The organism is Paenibacillus sp. GM2 (assembly GCF_900069005.2).
Lineage (GTDB): Bacteria > Bacillota > Bacilli > Paenibacillales > Paenibacillaceae > Fontibacillus.
Genome location: NZ_LN831276.1, coordinates 140,411 through 159,361, shown reverse-complemented (window position 1 = coordinate 159,361; position 18,951 = coordinate 140,411). Strand labels below are relative to the sequence as shown.

Sequence of the window (18,951 nt, the reverse complement as noted above, 5' to 3'; positions counted from 1 at the left end):
CGTTTCTAGCTAAATAAAGCAGCGGGGACTTTGCCATCCCAATTCGCAGGCAGTTCGAAACCCAGGGCATGAAGCGCAACTGCCGCTGTATCTACGATGAATAGCTCCGGAAGAACAGTGTCGGCAGCAACCCCTGGACCGGCGCAGCCCCAGAATACATTTTTGTCCATCGGATGATCGCTGCCGTGGTCATGCTTGTTAGCTCCGCCACCGCCATGGTCGGTAAGGAGGATCACGAGGCTGTCCTCAAGCAGGCCTTGCTGCTCAATTGCGCGCAGTACGCGGCCAAAAAGCTCATCCATTTTGGTAATCGCTTTTAGATAATTTGGCGAATCCGGACCATAGCCATATTTATGGCCGGAGGCGTCCGGATCATCGAGCTGCATGTAGAGCAGCTTCACGTCGCTGTTGTTCCGAATGTAAGTCTCGATAGCCCCCACGAGCTCATCGTCCGGCAGCGTCTCCTTGTGAATACCGAACCCTTCCTCAATGATCCCGTTGACGATAGGCGCCCAGCTGGAAAAGGCGGCAAGCTTGGCTTCAGGCTGAGCCTCCCTTATCATTCGAAAGATCGAAGGATATGGCGAACTTTCAGGATAGGCCTGAGTAGACGCTATCTCATTATTTAATCCGTGCTTCTCCGGGACGACACCATGAAGGATGGAGCCCCAGCATTCCGCACTGATCGTAGGCGACTGGGCCTGAGCCATATATGTAACAGCCCCGTTGCTCAAAAATGCATCAATATTTGGCGTATCCGTATGCTGAATGAAGTTTCCTGCTCCGTCCATTCCTAGTATAAAGACACGTTTAATCTGCTTGGTGTTCATGATAGAATACCCTCCTCAATAGATGTATGAAGCGATATCACGCCCTAAGCATAATGATCGCGGATAGGGCTGTCAATGCCTTTTATTGACTTGTTATAGGCTTGTTTTTGACTTGATAAGAAGAAGTCACGAACGTGTTATGAGAAAGTCATCAAGATGGTGGTTGGGGTGAGGGGGAGACTCTAGAATGAATACTGTAAGGGTTTACACAACTTGGGCGGAGGGGCTGGATCATGAGGAACATAATGCAATTAAAGAGAGATATTAAGAAGTACAAGTGGCTGCTGCTAATGACAGTACCGGGGATCGTCTATCTTTTCATTAACAACTATATTCCAATGTACGGAGTTATTCTTGCCTTCAAAGACTATAATTACGTGGATGGAATCTGGGGAAGCCCCTGGTCAGGATGGAATAACTTCAAATTTCTGTTCAACTCGCAGGACGCTTATATCATTACTCGTAACACATTCCTATACAATCTTGTCTTTATCACTTTAAATCTCGTTCTGTCTGTAACCATCGCACTCTTAATTAATGAGATTAAAGATAAAGTCGTCAGCCGTTTCTACCAGAGCACATTCCTGCTTCCGCATATCATTTCAATGGTTGTGGTTGCTTATCTCGTCTTCAGCTTCTTGAATGCAGAGAACGGGCTGGTGAACAGATTATTGTTAAAATGGTTCTCCATGGATGGAATCTCATGGTATGGGGAGCCGAAATATTGGCCCTTCATTCTGGTGATCGTCAATGCCTGGAAAAGCGTTGGATATTGGTCGATCATTTATTTTGCATCCATCATTGGGATTGACAAGGAGTATTATGAGGCGGCAACAATCGATGGAGCCAGCAAATGGAAGCAGATGACCCGGATAACTATTCCATTGATCATGCCGGTGATTATCACGTTGACCTTGCTCGCTGTAAGCACGATCCTTCGCTCGGACTTTGGATTGTTCTATCAGGTTCCTATGAATACCGGGGCGCTTATACCAACAACGCAAACCATCGATACCTTCGTGTACCGCGCCATGCTCCAATCCGGTGACGTTGGGATGTCTACGGCAGCGGGATTATATCAATCAGCGATGTGCTTCATTCTCATTTTGGTAGCCAATTCTGCAGTCAGACGAATAAATAAACAGAGTGCATTGTTTTAGCCGGGAGGGAGAGGACAACGTGAGAGAACTAAATATATCCAAGCGAATTGGCCCTGCAATGATCCATCTGTTTTTTTGGTGTTTTACCATTGTATCCTTACTTCCGTTTGTCTTGATTTTTATGGTCTCGATATCAAGCGAGGACTCCATTGTGCAAAAGGGATTCTCCCTATTTCCCAACGAGATCAGCTTTGGCGCCTATCAGTTTCTGTTCAACGATTTTTCTGAAATTTCCAAGGCTTATGGAGTCACCATCGTGGCTACACTTGTTGGTACCGTTGTAAGCCTGCTAATTACAGCGCTCTTTGCTTATCCTTTATCGAGGCCCAATCTGCCATTCAGGCGGACCATTTCCTTCTATCTCTTTTTTACGATGTTGTTCGGTGGGGGCCTGGCACCATGGTATATCACTTATGTGAATATGCTCGGACTCAAAAATACGATCTTCTCCATGATTATTCCAAATCTATTGCTAGGCGCTTTTAACGTGTTCCTGATGAGAAGCTTCTTCGCCTCAACCATTCCTGAATCGGTTATTGAGTCGGCCACGATTGACGGAGCGGGTGAACTAACGATCTTCTTCAAGATTGTCGTTCCGTTATCCCTGCCGATTATGGCGACGATTGGTCTCTTTAATACTTTGGCTTACTGGAATGACTGGTATAATTGCATGCTATTTATCGACAATCCGGAGCTCTATAACATCCAGTATTTGATGACCAAAACGCTGACTAATATTCAATTTCTGATCGCAAAATCAAATAGTACAGCGCAGGTTGGAGAGCTGCTGGCCAAAATGCCGCGCGAATCAGTACGTATGGCACTTGCCATTATCGGGGTGGCTCCATTATTGTTCGCTTATCCATTCTTCCAAAAATATTATATCAGCGGAATTACGTCTGGGGCAGTAAAGGGCTGAGTATCGAGATAGCTTTAGAGGATGCAGGCAGAGCGTTTCATTACTTCAAGGAGGTGGGGCTACCGATACTGATGAATTGGAGTGCAATTCCGGGGGATTAGGTTAGGACAAGAATGATATGAGAGGAGAACAGCGGGAATATGAAGAAGACGTTAAATTTACTGTTCGTAATAATGCTGTGCAGTGCGCTGGTATTGACGGGATGCGGCAAGGGGGATACCAATAAGGGCAATACGAGTGCAGCTGGAAATGAAAATAAAGAAGGGGATAGTGGACTTAAACCGTATAAAATTACGATGGTCTATCCCGCCTCGGCTGCCAAGGATCTTCAGCTGGTCCAGGACGAAATGAGTAAATATTTGACAGAGAAGATCAATGCGACCATCGAGTTGAAGCCGATCGAATGGGCCTCCTGGGACGACAAGACGAATTTGATGAAGGTATCAAATGAATCATTCGACCTCATGTTCACAGCTAGCTGGTTCTCGTATGCGAAGGATGCCGCCAAAGGTCAATACTTGGAGCTTGATGATCTGATGAACGAGTACGGCAAGGATATCCCTGGAGTTCTTGGCGACGACTTTATTAAGGGATCAAGAATCGATGGCAAACTGTATGCCCTTCCGACCAAGAAAGAGTTCGGCCAAGGCTTTGGCTTCGTGCTCGATAAGAAGCTGGTTGATAAATACGGCTTCGATACCAATGGTTTAAAGTCTATTGAGGACATGGAGCAAATGTTCAAGGTCATTAAGGAGAATGAACCGGACGTGGCCCCGGTTGCATCGGCCAAATTCACGAATATTTGGGAGGCAGCCAATTACGATAATATCGTTGCCAATCTTGGCATTCCTCGGGGCAGCAAGGAGCTCAAAGCGATTGATATGCTGGAAGATCCTCATTTTATTGAGTTCTATAAACGGATGCATCAATGGAATCAGAACGGTTGGTTCGATAAAGATATCCTGACTTCGACGGATGATCAAGGGGTTAATATGCTTAAGGCGGGCAAGGCATTTGCCGTTGCCCAATCCTTGAAGCCTGGTAAGGATAAGGAAATGAGTATCAGCGCTGGCATCGAATTGGTGCAGGTTGAGACATTTGAACCTTTCACGACTACAGGGGATGCACAGGGAGCGATGCTTGGCATTTCCCGAACTTCCAAGGACCCGGCCAGGGTAATGATGTTCCTGAATATGCTCTATACGGACCCGGTATTGTTGAATATGCTCGATTGGGGTATTGAAGGCAAGCATTATGTGAAGGTAAGCGATAATGTGATTGATTTTCCGGAGGGTGTAAACTCCGATATACAAACCTATCCTAACCCGGGTGGCTGGATGTTTGGCAATCAGTTCAACTCATATTTGTGGGTGAACGAGGATCCGAACAAATGGGAGGAATTTCAGAAGTTTAACGACAGATCGGAGCGATCTATCGCATTGGGCTTCTCCTTTAACCAGGAGCCTGTAAAATCGGAGATGGCGTCGCTTGCCAACGTAATGAAAGAGTTCGACGCCACTTTACGGTCGGGTGCTGTGGATCCAGAGCCGCTGATTGAAAAGTGGAAGGAGAAACGTAAATCCGCTGGCTTTGACCGAGTGAAGGCCGAGGTCGATAAGCAGCTCGCTGCGTGGGCTGAGACGCAGAAATAAACAGTTGCAGAGGTGAATAAAAAGGAATTCCGAACTGGGACGATTGCCGTGGTCCTATCTAAGGATTCCTTTTTGTCCTACCTGAAATTATACTCGGTGTAGATGAACCTCAGTACAGTACAATTTGAGACGGGTGCCTCTTTGGAAGATAGGGGTTCGCTAATTTTGCATGATCCGGGGTAGATAGTATGTTCCTGAAGTCGAATATTAAGCAATCGCTGCGCTTCAAGCTAATTATTGGTTTCGTAGTCATCACGGTACCTTTGGTTGGACTAATGCTCTATTACAATTATTATGCATCGAACACGATACGCGAGCAGGTCGCCGAGTCCAATAAGAACTCGATGATCCTGTATTCCCAACAGATCGAGGTGGCGCTGAACAAAGAGACAAATTTTCTTTACAACATCGCTGTGGAAGATCCTAATCTCGCCGCATTACCACAGCTGATGGATAAACCGAATGAATACTTTCTCGCAAAGGCGATGATTATTAGTACCATTTCCCGTTACCATCGCTTTGACAACAGTGTTGATATGCAGTTCATTTATTCATTGCGAAACCAAGATTTCTTTACTACACAAATCAAGGATAACTCCTATGAAAGGCTGAATGCCATCAAGACAACTGTAGAGAAATTGGTCAAGGAAATTAAGCCGGATAGCGACTACTTCCGGGAGTGGAAGGCTATAGAATATAGCACAGGGAAATATGCGCTAGTCCGCATAGTAAGCACAGGAGACGGTTTCTATGTAGGCGCCTTTATCGAATTGAAGAATCTGGTTATTCCGTTAGATATTATTCATTCCAAGGAAGGATTCGCCGGATTTTTGAACAGTCAGGGGAGGTTGATAACTAATGCGGGCGCAATCACATCCAATCGTTCCATCTCCATAGAATCGAAGCTAAGTGGCGAGTACCAGGTTGTGAAGCAAGAGGATCGCAGATATATTGCAGTCACGAATCCGGTTCAAGGCACAGACGTTATTTTGAGTGTATTTATTCCCGAAGACCAAATGCTGAAGGATCTGGAGAAATTAAGTCGCGGTATTGTTCTCATTTCGTTGGGCGCGTTAGTAATCCTGGTCATTTACCTCGTCTATTTGAATGACATTATACTTAAGCCCATGAATAATCTCGTCTTAGGGATGCGTCGGATCAAGCACGGGGACTGGAATATCCGGCTTCAATCCTCCAAAGCCAAGGAGTTTGCGATTATTAACGAGACGTTTAACAGTATGGCCGCTGAAATCCATGAATTGACGAGCAGTGTATATGAGGAGCAGGTTAAAGCGCATAAAGCTGAGCTCAAGCATTTGCAGTTGCAGATTAACCCTCATTTCCTCCTGAATACAATCAATATTATTTATAATCTGGCCGAGATCAAAAATTACAGCGTCATACAGCTGATGTGTATGAATCTAGTTAAGTATTTCCGCTTTACGACGAGGACGAATCAGGTTGCTGTCACGATCCAGGAAGAAATGGAGCATATGGAGAGCTATATCAAAATTCAGCAGGTTCGCTTTCCGGAACGAATTACCTATGAGATTCAGATGGAAAAGAGTGCGGAAGAGGCTGCGATTCCACCGCTGCTGATTCAACCGTTCATTGAAAATGCCGTTAAGCACGGCTTTGACTTTATGGATCATCCGTTTCATATTTATATCGCTGTTGGCTTAATGGAACAGGACCGGGTACGGATTGTGATCATGGACAACGGCAACGGATTTCCACAGGAAATGCTGGAGAAGCTGAAGTCCGGCAGCTTTTTAGAGCATCAGAACGGAGAACATCTGGGCATTTCCAATGTGCAGTACCGGATCAAGCATTTATTCGGGGAAGACGCCAGGCTGGAGTTCGATAATGCTCCGGGGGCGCGAATTCAAATGGTGCTTCCATTTCGTACGGTAGAGCAATTTACATCTTATTGACCAGAGTGGGGGAGAAGCATGTTTAAGGTACTGATTGTAGACGACGAGATCTATGCGGTAATGGGAATTCGCAGCGGTGTGAATTGGGAAAGGCTGCAGGTGTCCGAGGTATACGAGGCCTATAATATGCGGGAGGCATTGAAAGTGTTTGAGCAGACATCGATTGACGTCATGATCTGCGATATTGAAATGCCAAAAGGGACAGGAATTGAGCTGCTGGAGAAGGTGAACGAGATCTCTTCTGAGACGGAGACCATTTTCCTGACCGCCCACTCCGCCTTCAATTTCATGAAGAGAGCCATTCAGTTGGATGGATTCGACTATTTGCTGAAGCCAATTGAATTCGATGCACTGGAGGACACGATTCATCGGGCGCTGGAGTCTATTTTACAGGAACGGGAATTATACAAATTGCGTGAGCAGTATAAGCCTTATTATGAGATGTGGCGCAAACAGAAGCCTCTGATTACCGATAAGTTCTGGAATGATCTGTTTTCCGGCCGGATTGTATGCTCCCCGAACAATATCGAGGGGATTTTGGAGAAGCATCAGTTGTCCGGGCTGGAGCAGTTCGTCTTTCTGCCTGTGCTTGTCAGCGTGGAATCCTGGTTGCGCGAGTTCAATACACGAGATGAGGAGATTATTGAGTATGCGATTCGCAAAGGCGCTGCCGAGGTGCTGCTCCCAAATGGCAGAGGGGAAGTAATCCAGACCAAGCAGGGGGGTAACATCGTGATCATCATGGGGGATCAGGAAGAGATGAACGATCTTTCCGAATTGCCTACGCGATGCGAGAAATATATTCAGAGCTGCCTTGAATATTTTGACTGCAATATTTCCTGTTACATTGGCAGGAACGTTAGCTTGTATGAAATTGCGGACGTTTGCAAACAGCTTCTGGAGATCGAGTACAACAATGTGAACAGATCCAATCAGGTCTACACGCTGGCATCGTATTGCAATCCTTCTATTCAATCGATGATCCCGCGGATATCAACGTGGACGATTCTGCTGGAGCAAGGCAAGCTGGAGGAGCTGCAGGAGGAAATCCGCAGCAGAGTATCGGAGATAGGACAGTTCGAGCGGTTGTCTATGGCTGAGCTGGAGGGCTTCCGCAATGAATTTATGCAAATGGCGCACTATGTGCTGCATAAGAACGGGCTGAATGCGGTGGAACTGCTGAAGGGCCAGGACGGGCTGCTGCTGAATGACCAGCCACGCAGCCTTCTGCAGCTGGAAGAAGAGGTGCTCCAGGTGGCCGGAATCATCCATGATGAGCTGCACCAGAATCATTCGGTCATTCGGCGGATTCAGTATTATATCACCGAGCATCTGAATGAGCCGATTACTAGAGAGCAGCTGGCCAGTTATGTGCACTTGAATCCGGCTTACTTATCGCGACTGTTCAAGCGGGAGCTAGGGGAGTCGATCACGGATTATATTTTGAATACACGCATGTCCTTGGCTAAGGACCTGATCATGAGTTCAACGTTGCCGATCTCGGATATCGCTAAAACCTTGGGTTATTATAATTTCTCCTATTTCTCCAAAATGTTCAGAAAAGTATATGATGTCTCTCCGCAGCAGCTTAGACAGCAGTCCGCAGACGGGCGGACAGAAAGAGAAGCGCTATAGGAATAAAAGTAATAAACAGCGAAGCTGGATGACTTTAAACGCCAGAATAAGTAAAAAAATTAGAACAAAAGTAAACAAACTTAAATTGTTAGCGCTTTCTTATATACCTACAATAGAAGTACAACCACGAATGACCAGCAAGTACATCATCTGTGCAGGAGGGGGAGCATGACGAGACAAACCAGTTCAAGGAACAAGCTTACGTGGACCATCGCAGGTTTGTTAGTTCTTACCGTTTGTACCTCAGCGGCATTTGCGCGGGGAAATTCTGAGGCGAATGACCCGGGGGATGAAATCATAGCAACCGTTGATGGTGTTCCCATCACTGTACAGGAGTTTAAGAGGGCCATTCAAATAAATAAGCCCAGAGTAATGAACTATTTTCATGAAAGGTATGGCGCAGAGCAGGTTTCGTCTTTCTGGACAACCTCTATCGGTGGGGAAGTTCCTCTGGATAAGCTTCAAAAAGCAGCCTTTGATGAGAGCGTAGATATAAAGGTCAGACAGATGGTTGCCAAAGAGCAAGGGGTGCTTGGAGATATTAGTTATCGCGATTTTTTGAAGCAGCTTGAGCAGGAGAACGAGCGTAGAGCCAAAGCAACCGCCAAAGGACAGGTCATCTACGGGCCGATCCAATATAACGAAGAAGCTTATTTTGCATATATCATGACCAATGCGGCAACCACCGTGAAGCAGAAGCTGGAGGAGAAATTGCGGCCTGACGAGGTGACGCTCAAGTCTTTTTATGATCAACATAAAAAGGAGCTGTACGCACATCCCGGTGAGGTAAAGGTAAGTATTATATCCCTATCCTATTTAGATTCGACACAGCACATCGATCAAGATAAAAAAGAACAGGCGTATAAGCAACTAAAAGAAGCAGAGACCAAGCTGGCTGCTGGAGTCTCTTTCGCAAAAATAGCCAAAAGCTATTCAGATCCGGGAACCGAGCAGGAGCTTATTATCCACCTGGGGAATGTCCGTCAAAACTCCAGAAGTCCGGTTGCGAGAGCAGCGGAATCGATGGAACCAGGTGAAACCAGCGGTATTATTGATGAGAACGGCAGGTTGTATATCCTGGATTGCATCGCCAAAACGGAGCCGGGTACTGCATATCGCAGTTATGACGAGATCAGGGAACAAGTCCGCAAGGACTTCATCGACAGCAAATATGAAGAAATGATCTGCCATAAGCTGTCCAAGGCTGTTGTCGAAGTAGACCAGGATCTGCTCAATAGTTTGCAATCTTTTGAGAGCTTTTAGGTTAGGTCCTACTGTGATGTAAAAGCTTCACAAGAACTTTGTGGGCAATTACATATGACGGAGACAAGGTCATTAAGTACCAGGGTTCCCGTCAAAGAATTTAATAAGGAGGTATACACATGCTTCAAAGGACAGCTAGGAAGATCGCGAGTATGATGTCGGCCATCGTATTGTTGTCAGGGCTAACGACATTTGCTGTATCGCCTGTCAGAGCTGAGATGACTTCAGGAACGACGTATTATGTGGACAATGTAAACGGCAGCGACAGTAATCCCGGTACAAATCCCGAAGCGGCGTGGAAGTCGCTCATCAAAGTGAATGAGACAAGCTTTGCTCCTGGGGACCATATTCTGTTTAAAGCCGGAGGCTCCTGGCAAGGCCAGCTTTGGCCCAAAGGTTCGGGGGTAGACGGTAATCCAATCGTCATCGATATGTATGGAATTGGCAGCCAACCCCTGATCGCAGGTGTAACCTCGGAACTATCGACGGTTTTTTTGAAGAACCAGGAGTATTGGGAGATCAATAACCTGGAAGTCACGAATCCTTCATCGGAGCCGTTTACAAGGGATTGGAAAGGCAGTCGTGGGGAGCGTCGTGGCGTGTATGTGCTTAATGAAGAAGGTGGAATTTTAAATCACATTTATATTAAAAATATGAATATCCATGATGTGGACGGTGTTTATACAACACGATCCGGCGGTATTATTATTGATTCAGTGGGCTCATGGGTGCCAAGTGCGTTTAATGACGTTTTGATTGACGGCAATACGTTAACCGATGTGGATGCATACGGGATATATATCAGTTCTAACTGCATCTTACGTTATGGCATGGGCGATTTATGGGAGTGGGTGCCGAAGCCTTATGGCCCATGGACGCCATCTACCAATGTGAAGATATCCAACAACACGGTCGTGCGGGCAGCTACGGGCGGCATCGCTTGGAATGTCACGGACGGGGCGGTGGTGGAGCATAATAGCGTGCAAGAGGCCACCTATTTAGCAACGAATGCGTCTATCTGGTGGGCTTACGCGGATAATAGCGTCGTTCAATATAATGAATCGTTCGCCAGCCGTAACGGTTCGGAAGATGGAACGGGATTCGATGTGGATGCCGGAAACCTGGGTTCGCTGGTGCAATACAATTACAGTCATGATAATGCTGGCGGATTTATGCTTTATGTCAATGACACCTATAACACGATCAATACGATTGTCAGATACAACATCAGTCAAAACGACAAAGCGCGCATTTTCCGTTACAGTGGTTCGATCGACACGGTTTTAAATTACAATAATACGATTTATGTCGGCACAGCCTCAAGCAACCCAGTTATGAGCGACTACTTTACAAAATCCTCAGGCAGTCCGAAAAATATATATAACTACAATAATATATATTACAGCATGGGAGACAAAGGCTGGAATTTAACTGGACAAACCTTCGATAATAACGCTTATTATGGCGGAAAAACGTTGGTCAATTCTGATGCACACAAGGTGACCGCAAATCCAAAACTTGAAAATCCGGGTAGCGGAGCACAAGGAATGGATACGGTGGACGGCTACAAGCTACAAAGCGATTCTCCGCTGATCGGCGCCGGTGTTCCTATCGCGGACAACGGCGGAAGGGACTATTTTGGGAATGCATTGTATAACGGCGATCCGGATATCGGGGCTTTTGAATACCAAGGAGATGTGCCCCCTGCTACCGGAAAGACGCCGATCGTATATACACCTGCGCCGATCAAGCCACTGCCGACTCCACCAGGGCCGGAACCGGGGAATTTGGCACCACTGGCAACAGCAACAGCCTCTGTTCCTACGTTGTCCAGCAGTTCGATTAAGAGCCTGACGGATGGGTCATATGACAAAGCATGGTCAAGCATAGATCGGGGCGTGACATTCCCGAACTATATTACCCTTGATTTCGGCAGTAAAATGGTAACGATCAATCAGATGAAGATCGTCACGAGATTCGGAACGGGCCAAGGCATCACGAAGTTTGATCTTGAGTATTTCAATGGTACCGATTGGCAGCCTTTAAAGACGGGTATCGAATGGGTTTGGCAGTACAGCGACCAAACCAATGAGACGAAAGTGCTTGATTTTGACGCGACAACTACTTCTAAAATCCGTTTGAAAATAAATGCGGCAAATTTAAAATGGGGCAACTTCGCGATAAACGAGCTGGAACTTTATAATAAACGATAAAGGCTGGTTCTACTTATAATTAGGTCAATCAGTGAGGTATCTGGTTGACCTTTTTCCCTCCTATTATAGAACTTTAAAATGTAAAAAGGTCAAAATATTGCAAGTTAAGGTAAATGTTTTTAAGTTGTTTATCTTCACGGGTGGGTCTACAATTTTTAATGATATAGAGGAGGAAATCGAATCTGGCAGGAGAAATATTTTATGGCCGAAACTTCAGGCGTATAGCCCGCGACGTTGTGCTAAGTAGATAACATGAAATGAAGAAGCAGAATTCTGAACGGAAATGGGCACTTTGAATTTTCTATTAGCTTCGATCTACCAGCTTGGGAGGTGACACCTGTGAGATCAGATAAGCCGAAATCGTACGCTTTCAACAATAAGAACCTAAAAAGGAATCTCCCGCAGGGATGGTTCCTTTTTTGTTAGCCGGTGTGTCTACCAAACATTCATCCATCATACAGCAACGGGGGTAAAGCGATGAAGCTTAGGATCGCTAGAAAGAAATCGAAGTGGTACGTATATCAGAAAGTTATCGCCATATTTATTTTGTTATTGCTGCCGCTCATTACGATGAATATCTGGTTCAATTACAAAGGAATGTCGATCAGTAAAAATGCAATACTGAGTTCCTCTTTAGCGGGCGCTACCTTCTACTCCAAACAGCTTGATAAAGAGATGTATTTCATCCGAAATTTACAGCTGCAGCTGTTAAATGACAAAGATTTGCAGAAGCTCAGCTTCCGCGGCAGTATGCTGGAGAACTACGAGGAAGTCGAGCTGATTGAGCAGGTAAGGGATAGACAAATGGCGTTGATCGCCTTCAGCGATTATATCGTAAATGCCGGCGTTTATGTCGAGGCCGTGGGTAAGACCATTTCGACGATCACCGGAGTAACGAATACGCCAAATTCAGAGATGAGTCTCATTGCTTCACTTCTCTCCATGAAGCCGAAGCCCTCGTTCTACCAGAGCGGGGATCGGATCTTTCTGATTGAAAGCGAGAACAACGACGGAATATGGTCTTATATCGAAATTTCCAGGCCCAAGCTGCTTGAAGCATTAGAGCAAATTGCCGATTTGTATCAGGAGTCAGAAGTACTGATAGGCAGCAAGGAATTAGGAACCGTGCTGACGACCGCAAAGGAGGTGCAGGAATCGAATATGATTCTTGGACAAATCTCTGAGCAGAGTCTCCAGGAACAGAGCACCTCTGAAATGAAGAAGGTTCATGGTGTTAATTATTTTATTATCCATAACGATGTTAGCGCGCTGAATTTATCATTGATTATGTATGTTAATCAGAACGAAATTACCCGTCCGTTGAATCAGTTTACGACCTGGTCCTATTTATTATTCATTATCGCTATTATGATCATGGTGCTGTACGCTTTCTCGGTTAATTTAATGATTCACCGTCCATTATCACGCCTGGTCAAGGCGTTCCGGATGCTGGAGGCTGACAATTTGAACATTATGATTGAGTCGCGAACCAATGATGAGTTCCATTACGTGTTCAGCAGCTTCAACAATATGGCGCTCAAGCTGAAAAATTCGATTCGGGAAAATTATGAGCAGAAAATCGCCTTGCAGCATTCACAGCTAAAGCAGCTTCAATCGCAGATCAACCCGCATTTTCTGTATAACAGCTTTTTTAATATTTACATGATGTGCAAGGTAGGAGATGCCGATAGTGCCGCCGAGCTCTCTCAGAAGCTGGGTACTTACTATCAATATATTACGAGAAGCGGGTCGGATGAGGTCCCCTTCTACAAGGAGTATCAGCATGCGCTTGATTATTGCGAGATTCAGTGTATTCGCTTCTCCAACCGGATTACCTTCGAATATAGCGATGTGAAGGATGTACCACCTTCGATTTCGGTACCCAGACTGATTATTCAACCCATTGTAGAAAATGTGTTCGAGCATGCCTTCGAGGATGGGACGATGGAGGGGGTGATCTATATGGGGACGGAATATGCGGACAGCAGGTTGCGCGTTACTGTGGAGGACAACGGAAAGCTGGTGACTGGGGCAATGATCGAGCAGATGCGCGACAAACTGGCGACCGAGTCGAAATATATGGAGAAGACCGGACTCATCAATGTGAACAACCGGCTACAGCTGAAATACGGAAAAGGCAGCGGCTTGTTCGTCTCACGCAGCGCTTATGGCGGCCTGAGAGTAGATCTGATTATTGTGGTTGAAGAAGGGGAGGATTGAGATCATGTATAGATTGCTGATTGTTGATGATGAGCCTGTCATTGTGAACGGGCTGGTTCTACTGTTCCAGGACAATACCGAATTTGAACTCGAGGTGTGCAAAGCCTATTCCGCCAAAGAGGCGCTTGAAATGGCCCAAAAAATGAAGCTGGATATTCTGGTTAGCGACATCCGGATGCCGCAGATGAGCGGACTACAGCTCGTCGATGAAATCAACTACTATTGGCCGCATTGCCGTTCGATCCTGCTGACGGGATATAGTGAATTCGATTATGTCCATGAAGCGCTGCGCAAGAAAGTGGACAATTACATTCTGAAGACAGAGGGGATCGAGCTGATCTTCGAGGCTGTACAGCGGTCTATTGCCAAGCTGGATGAGGAGAATCGGCGCAGAGTTCAAGAGGAGAAAGCGAGGATGCATCTAGAGATTGCCGTACCGCTGTTGAAGCAGGAGCTGCTGCGAAAAATAGCTGGTGGGGAAGATCTGCTTCGACTACTGGTCCAGCCTCGTTACGAAGAAGTACATTTCCAGATCGTTCCGGAGCGGCCTGCCTTTTTTCTGATCGGAAGAATGACTTTAAATGAAGTGGATAGATCCAGCGAGCTGCGACAAGCCGTGCAGAGATCCTTCCTGAACTATTTGCCGGCCTCGTTCCAATGTGAATGCTCCGCTATGCAGGACGATGTCCTCTACTGGATGCTGCAGCCTGGAACAGAGCTGTTAGGGCGGTTCCGTGGCGAGAACGCTAGCAGCGGGGCCTCTTGGAACAGCATCACGATGTATATGAAAGGCATATTGGAACTGGTGCAGAATGAATGTGAAGAGCTGTTAGGCGTTGCCGTCTCCTTCGGCATATCGGACAATCTGGCGGGAAGCTGGGATACAGCCGGGCAGCAGTATGAGAAATTGCATTCTCTGCTTAAGGCGCGCGCCGCATTAGGCCAGACGATGGTGATCGTAGATCTGGGCAAGGTCAATCCGCATGAGGAGAACCTGTTCGAATATGGCCGGATGGAGCAGGATGAGATGAAGCTGTTTGTCATCGACCAGATTCAGCGATATGTGAACGAGCATTTATCCGGTGATGTATCCCTGACCGCGATCGCGGAGGAGGTTCACTTTAATCCGTCTTATCTATCGCGCTTCTATAAGCAGGCAGCAGGCCATAACTTGCTGGAATACATTCAGACGAAACGGCTTGAGGGAGCCATTCGGCTGATGCAGGATACGAATCTGAAATTGAACGAGATCGCTACCCGGGTGGGGTTTGATTCACCTTCCTATTTTACGACATTTTTCAAGAAGAAGATGGGGGTCTCCCCTCAGGAATACCGCAATACACAAGCATAATTCGGCACTATGGGAACAGGTAAATAAAGTGAAAGCGAAGTAAAAAACTCAAAATTGATAGCGCTTTCGTTCGGTTCCATAATGAAGATGTAAGCAACAGTTATATTGCAGCATACAAAGGGGGAAGGCAATTCAATGAAAAGCTTCAAACCATGGAAAATGCTCGTTCTGGTTATGTCGATGCTCCTGGTATTTACAGCGTGTGGTGATCAAGGGAACAAGGATGGGGCTGCTCCTGATTCACAGGGAGCCGGGAATAAGACGAATGCCAATGCCAACAGCAACACACCTCCTGATCCACTGGGCAAGTATCCGGAGACGGTCACCGTTACGGAAGTGCTTGGCTATAATCCTCCGGAGGACCCGAGAACTCCGCAGGGAATTACGCCGGAACAGAACGCTTATCTCAAGGATATGAAAGAAATGCTGAACATTGAAGTGAAATACAAATGGACGGTTCCGTCCAGCCAATTTGAACAGAAGTTCTCGTTAGCCATGGCTTCGGGCGATCTGCCGGATATTATGGAACTGGATATGAAGAACTTTGAGAAGCTGAAGAAGCAGGATATGTTGGGCGATCTGACTGCAGCCTACAATGATTATGCATCGCCAACGCTCAAGAAGTATATGGAGTCGGATGGCGGCTTCGCAATGAGCACCTTCACTTCCGATGGCAAGCTGCTAGCTATCCCAGCCTTCGAGGACCCGTACTTATCGACCCAGATCCTGTGGGTTCGTAAGGATTGGCTTGATAATCTCAAGCTGCAGGTTCCTACTACGATGGAAGAACTGGAAAAGGTAGCGTTGGCCTTTGTGAAGGACGATCCGGATCAAAATGGCAAGAACGATACGTACGGCATTGCTATGCAGAAGAACATCTTCTTCTGGGGATTTGATCTTCGTGGCTTCTTCAACGGATTTAATGCATATCCGTCGGTCGGAGATAATCAGACGGCGTGGATTAAAGGCAGCGATGACAAGCTGATCCCGGGCTTAATTCAGCCTGAGGTGAAGACAGCGCTGGGCAAACTCCAGGAGTGGTATAAGAACGGTGTGCTCGATAAAGAATTTGCCTTGAAGGACGAGAACAAGGCGGTTGAAGATCTTACCGCAGGGAAGGTCGGAATTTCATATGGCGAATGGTGGTATCCGAACTGGCCGCTCAATTTGAGCGTCGATAAGGAACCGAAGGCAGAGTGGATTGCTTTGCAAATCCCAGGGCTCGATGGGCCGGGCAATTCCTTAGTGCCGAAGCTGAGAAGCAACCGGATGTATGTGGTGAACAAGAACATGAAAAATCCGGAAGCTGCTATCAAAATGATCAATTACTATATTGAAATGGGCAATAAGAAGTACATGGAGGATAACAAGGCCGAGAAGGGTTATGTCTATAACTGGTTTAACCCTCGGATCTATAATCCTGCGGATATCGAGACGATCTACACGGAAGTCAATAAAGCACTCGATGCAAACCAAGAGGAAATCACACTTGATGATGAAAACTATAAGAGCGTAACGGACGTATTCAACGCAACGAAGGATTACCTTGCAGGGAATACGGAGAAGGCGAGCAAAGGCGTCAACTGGGGACAATACTTCAGCCGTGCGGCTAAGGATGGCGGTTGGGGAACAACTCGCATGATCAAGGAGAAAGGAGCTTATGTGAGCAACGAATTCTATACTCTGCCGACAGCGACGCAGGTAGAGAAGGGCCCGCAGCTCGATAAGCTGATGCAGGAATCATTCACAAAGATCATCATGGGGGCTCCACTGGATGAATTCGACAAGTTCGTTGACAGCTGGAAGACCCTTGGTGGAGACAAGATCACCCAAGAGGTGAATGACTGGTACAGCAAGGAAGCTGTGAAATAAATCGTGAGATGCTGGAACGGGAGGATCCGACTGAAGCAATCGGCAATTCCTCCCGTTTTACATTCAACATGGAGGTCACGCTTGTGAAAACGCTGAAGAAGGAATATGCACTTCATTTAATGCTACTGCCCGGCGTCATCATTACGCTGATATATGCATACGGCCCCATGGCTGGTCTGGTGATGGCCTTCCAGCAGTTTGAGCCATTGTCCGGATTTTTCAAATCCGAATTCGTCGGCTGGGATAATTTCAAATATGTGTTTGAGCTCCCCGATTTCATGCAGGTACTCTGGAATACCATTCTTATTGCAATTTGTAAAATGGTCCTGTTCCTGCTTGTGCCGTTGGTTTTGGCGCTGCTGCTGAACGAGGTCACCAAGAGATGGTTCTCGCGCGTAATCCAATCCGCTATCTTCCTGCCATTCTTCTTATCCTGGACCGTTCTTGGCGGTGTTGTCATCGAATTGTTCTCGCTGAACGGACCAGTCAATGGATTGCTTGAGGCATTGGGAATGGAGCCGATCATGTTCATGCTGAATAACGGCTGGTTCCGCGGCATCGTGATTGGGTCTGACGTTTGGAAAGGAATGGGCTACAACATGATTGTCATGCTGGCCGCGATTACCGGAATTAACGCAACGCTTTATGAAGCGGCTGAAGTGGATGGGGCTGGAAGATGGAAGCAGATGCTGAATATCACACTTCCGGGTATGATGCCAATTTTGATTCTGCTTGGCGTATTAAGTCTGGGCGGTATTCTTAATGCCGGCTTCGAGCAGATCCTGATTATGTACAATCCTACCGTTTACGAGGGCGGCGATATTATCGATACGTTCGTATATCGGCTCGGTATGTTCAGCCAACAGTTTGGGCCGGCTGCAGCCGTCGGACTGTTCAAATCCGTAGTCTCACTAATCATGGTGTCGACCACCTATTACGCAGCCTATAAATATAACAATTATCGGATCTTTTAGCCAGGAGGTAGGAGAGATGCACAAATCGACCATCAGCAGAAAAATATTTGTGATCGGCAATACCTTGCTGCTCAGCATGATTACCTTGCTTGGTGTGATTCCTTTTATCCATTTGCTATCGATTTCCCTCAGTTCGAATACAGCGGCGATGGCCGGCGAAGTGAAGCTGTGGCCAGTCGGGTTTAATCTCGATGCTTATCGGTATCTCGGCCAGAAGGTCGAATTCTTCAGATCGCTGGGCGTCTCTGTGGAACGGGTTGCATTGGGGACAGCGATTAATATGCTGCTTGTATTTATTACTGCTTTTCCATTATCGAAATCAAATGACCAGTTTAAATATAGAACGATGTATGCCTGGTTTTTCGCCATTACAATGTTTTTCGGCGGGGGCCTGATTCCAACTTATATTATCGTCAAGAACACAGGGTTGATCGATTCGATCTGGGCATTGATTTTGCCCGGCGCCCTTAATGTCTGGAATATGGTGCTGATGCTGAATTTCTTCCGGGGAATACCGCGGGAGCTGGATGAGGCGGCTACGATTGACGGCGCCGGACAATGGAGAGTTTTATGGCGTATTTATTTGCCGGTCTCGCTGCCATCGATTGCAACTATCGGGCTGTTCACGATCGTAGGCCATTGGAATGCCTGGTTTGATGGGATATTGTATCTGAATTCACCAGCAAAATATCCGTTGCAGACCTATCTGTCGACCCTGATTATGGCGATCAATTCTCAGATGACCTCGATCTCCATTGAACAAATTAAGGTGATGGAGAATCTAAGCGAGAAAACGCTGCGGACGGCGCAAATATTTATGGGGGCGCTGCCGATTATGGTGGTATATCCATTTTTACAAAAATATTTTGTTAAAGGAATGACCGTAGGAAGTGTCAAAGAATAGTTACATGGCAGAAAGGGAGACGAG

Annotated in this window: 13 protein-coding genes; 12 read left to right on the top strand and 1 reads right to left on the bottom strand. The window is 46.5% G+C overall.

The window, feature by feature from the left end; genetic code table 11:
- Positions 1-5: 5 nt before the first annotated feature.
- Complete coding sequence (locus BN1360_RS03145; protein ID WP_068778451.1) at positions 6-830, bottom strand: alkaline phosphatase family protein; 825 nt, start codon at positions 828-830, stop codon at positions 6-8.
- A 233-nt stretch (positions 831-1,063) separates the two neighbouring features.
- On the opposite strand from BN1360_RS03145, the gene BN1360_RS03140 reads away from it, so the two are divergent.
- The 12 genes from BN1360_RS03140 (at position 1,064) to BN1360_RS03085 (ending at position 18,927) form a co-directional block, all read left to right on the top strand.
- Positions 1,064-1,990 carry an ABC transporter permease gene (locus BN1360_RS03140; protein ID WP_068778450.1) on the top strand — a complete coding sequence of 309 codons (927 nt, stop codon included), beginning with the start codon at positions 1,064-1,066 and terminating at the stop codon, positions 1,988-1,990.
- A gap of 19 nt (positions 1,991-2,009) precedes the next feature.
- Positions 2,010-2,909 carry a carbohydrate ABC transporter permease gene (locus tag BN1360_RS03135; RefSeq protein WP_082789916.1) on the top strand — a complete coding sequence of 300 codons (900 nt, stop codon included), beginning with the start codon at positions 2,010-2,012 and terminating at the stop codon, positions 2,907-2,909.
- A 140-nt stretch (positions 2,910-3,049) separates the two neighbouring features.
- On the top strand, positions 3,050-4,561 hold the full coding sequence (locus BN1360_RS03130; protein WP_068778449.1) for an ABC transporter substrate-binding protein: 1,512 nt from the start codon (positions 3,050-3,052) through the stop codon (positions 4,559-4,561).
- Between the two features lie 188 nt (positions 4,562-4,749).
- A complete protein-coding gene (locus BN1360_RS03125; protein WP_068778448.1) occupies positions 4,750-6,495 on the top strand; it encodes a sensor histidine kinase in 1,746 nt (581 codons plus the stop codon).
- An 18-nt stretch (positions 6,496-6,513) separates the two neighbouring features.
- On the top strand, positions 6,514-8,130 hold the full coding sequence (locus BN1360_RS03120; RefSeq protein WP_068778447.1) for a response regulator: 1,617 nt from the start codon (positions 6,514-6,516) through the stop codon (positions 8,128-8,130).
- Positions 8,131-8,298: 168 nt separating this feature from the next.
- Positions 8,299-9,393: a peptidylprolyl isomerase gene (locus BN1360_RS03115; RefSeq protein WP_068778446.1), complete on the top strand. Its 1,095-nt coding sequence runs from the start codon at positions 8,299-8,301 to the stop codon at positions 9,391-9,393.
- 119 nt (positions 9,394-9,512) lie between these two features.
- On the top strand, positions 9,513-11,606 hold the full coding sequence (locus tag BN1360_RS03110) for a hypothetical protein (RefSeq protein WP_179015759.1): 2,094 nt from the start codon (positions 9,513-9,515) through the stop codon (positions 11,604-11,606).
- A 477-nt stretch (positions 11,607-12,083) separates the two neighbouring features.
- Positions 12,084-13,826, top strand: coding sequence for a histidine kinase (locus BN1360_RS03105; protein WP_068778445.1), 1,743 nt, complete (start codon positions 12,084-12,086; stop codon positions 13,824-13,826).
- Positions 13,827-13,830: 4 nt separating this feature from the next.
- Complete coding sequence (locus BN1360_RS03100) at positions 13,831-15,177, top strand: response regulator transcription factor (protein ID WP_068778444.1); 1,347 nt, start codon at positions 13,831-13,833, stop codon at positions 15,175-15,177.
- A gap of 135 nt (positions 15,178-15,312) precedes the next feature.
- Positions 15,313-17,049, top strand: a complete 1,737-nt coding sequence (locus tag BN1360_RS03095) for an extracellular solute-binding protein (RefSeq protein WP_068778443.1) — start codon at positions 15,313-15,315, stop codon at positions 17,047-17,049.
- An 83-nt stretch (positions 17,050-17,132) separates the two neighbouring features.
- Positions 17,133-18,023 carry an ABC transporter permease gene (locus BN1360_RS03090; protein ID WP_068778492.1) on the top strand — a complete coding sequence of 297 codons (891 nt, stop codon included), beginning with the start codon at positions 17,133-17,135 and terminating at the stop codon, positions 18,021-18,023.
- Positions 18,024-18,039: 16 nt separating this feature from the next.
- The gene (locus BN1360_RS03085; RefSeq protein WP_068778442.1) at positions 18,040-18,927 is read left to right on the top strand and encodes a carbohydrate ABC transporter permease; all 888 of its coding nucleotides are present in this window, start codon (positions 18,040-18,042) and stop codon (positions 18,925-18,927) included.
- Positions 18,928-18,951: the final 24 nt, after the last annotated feature.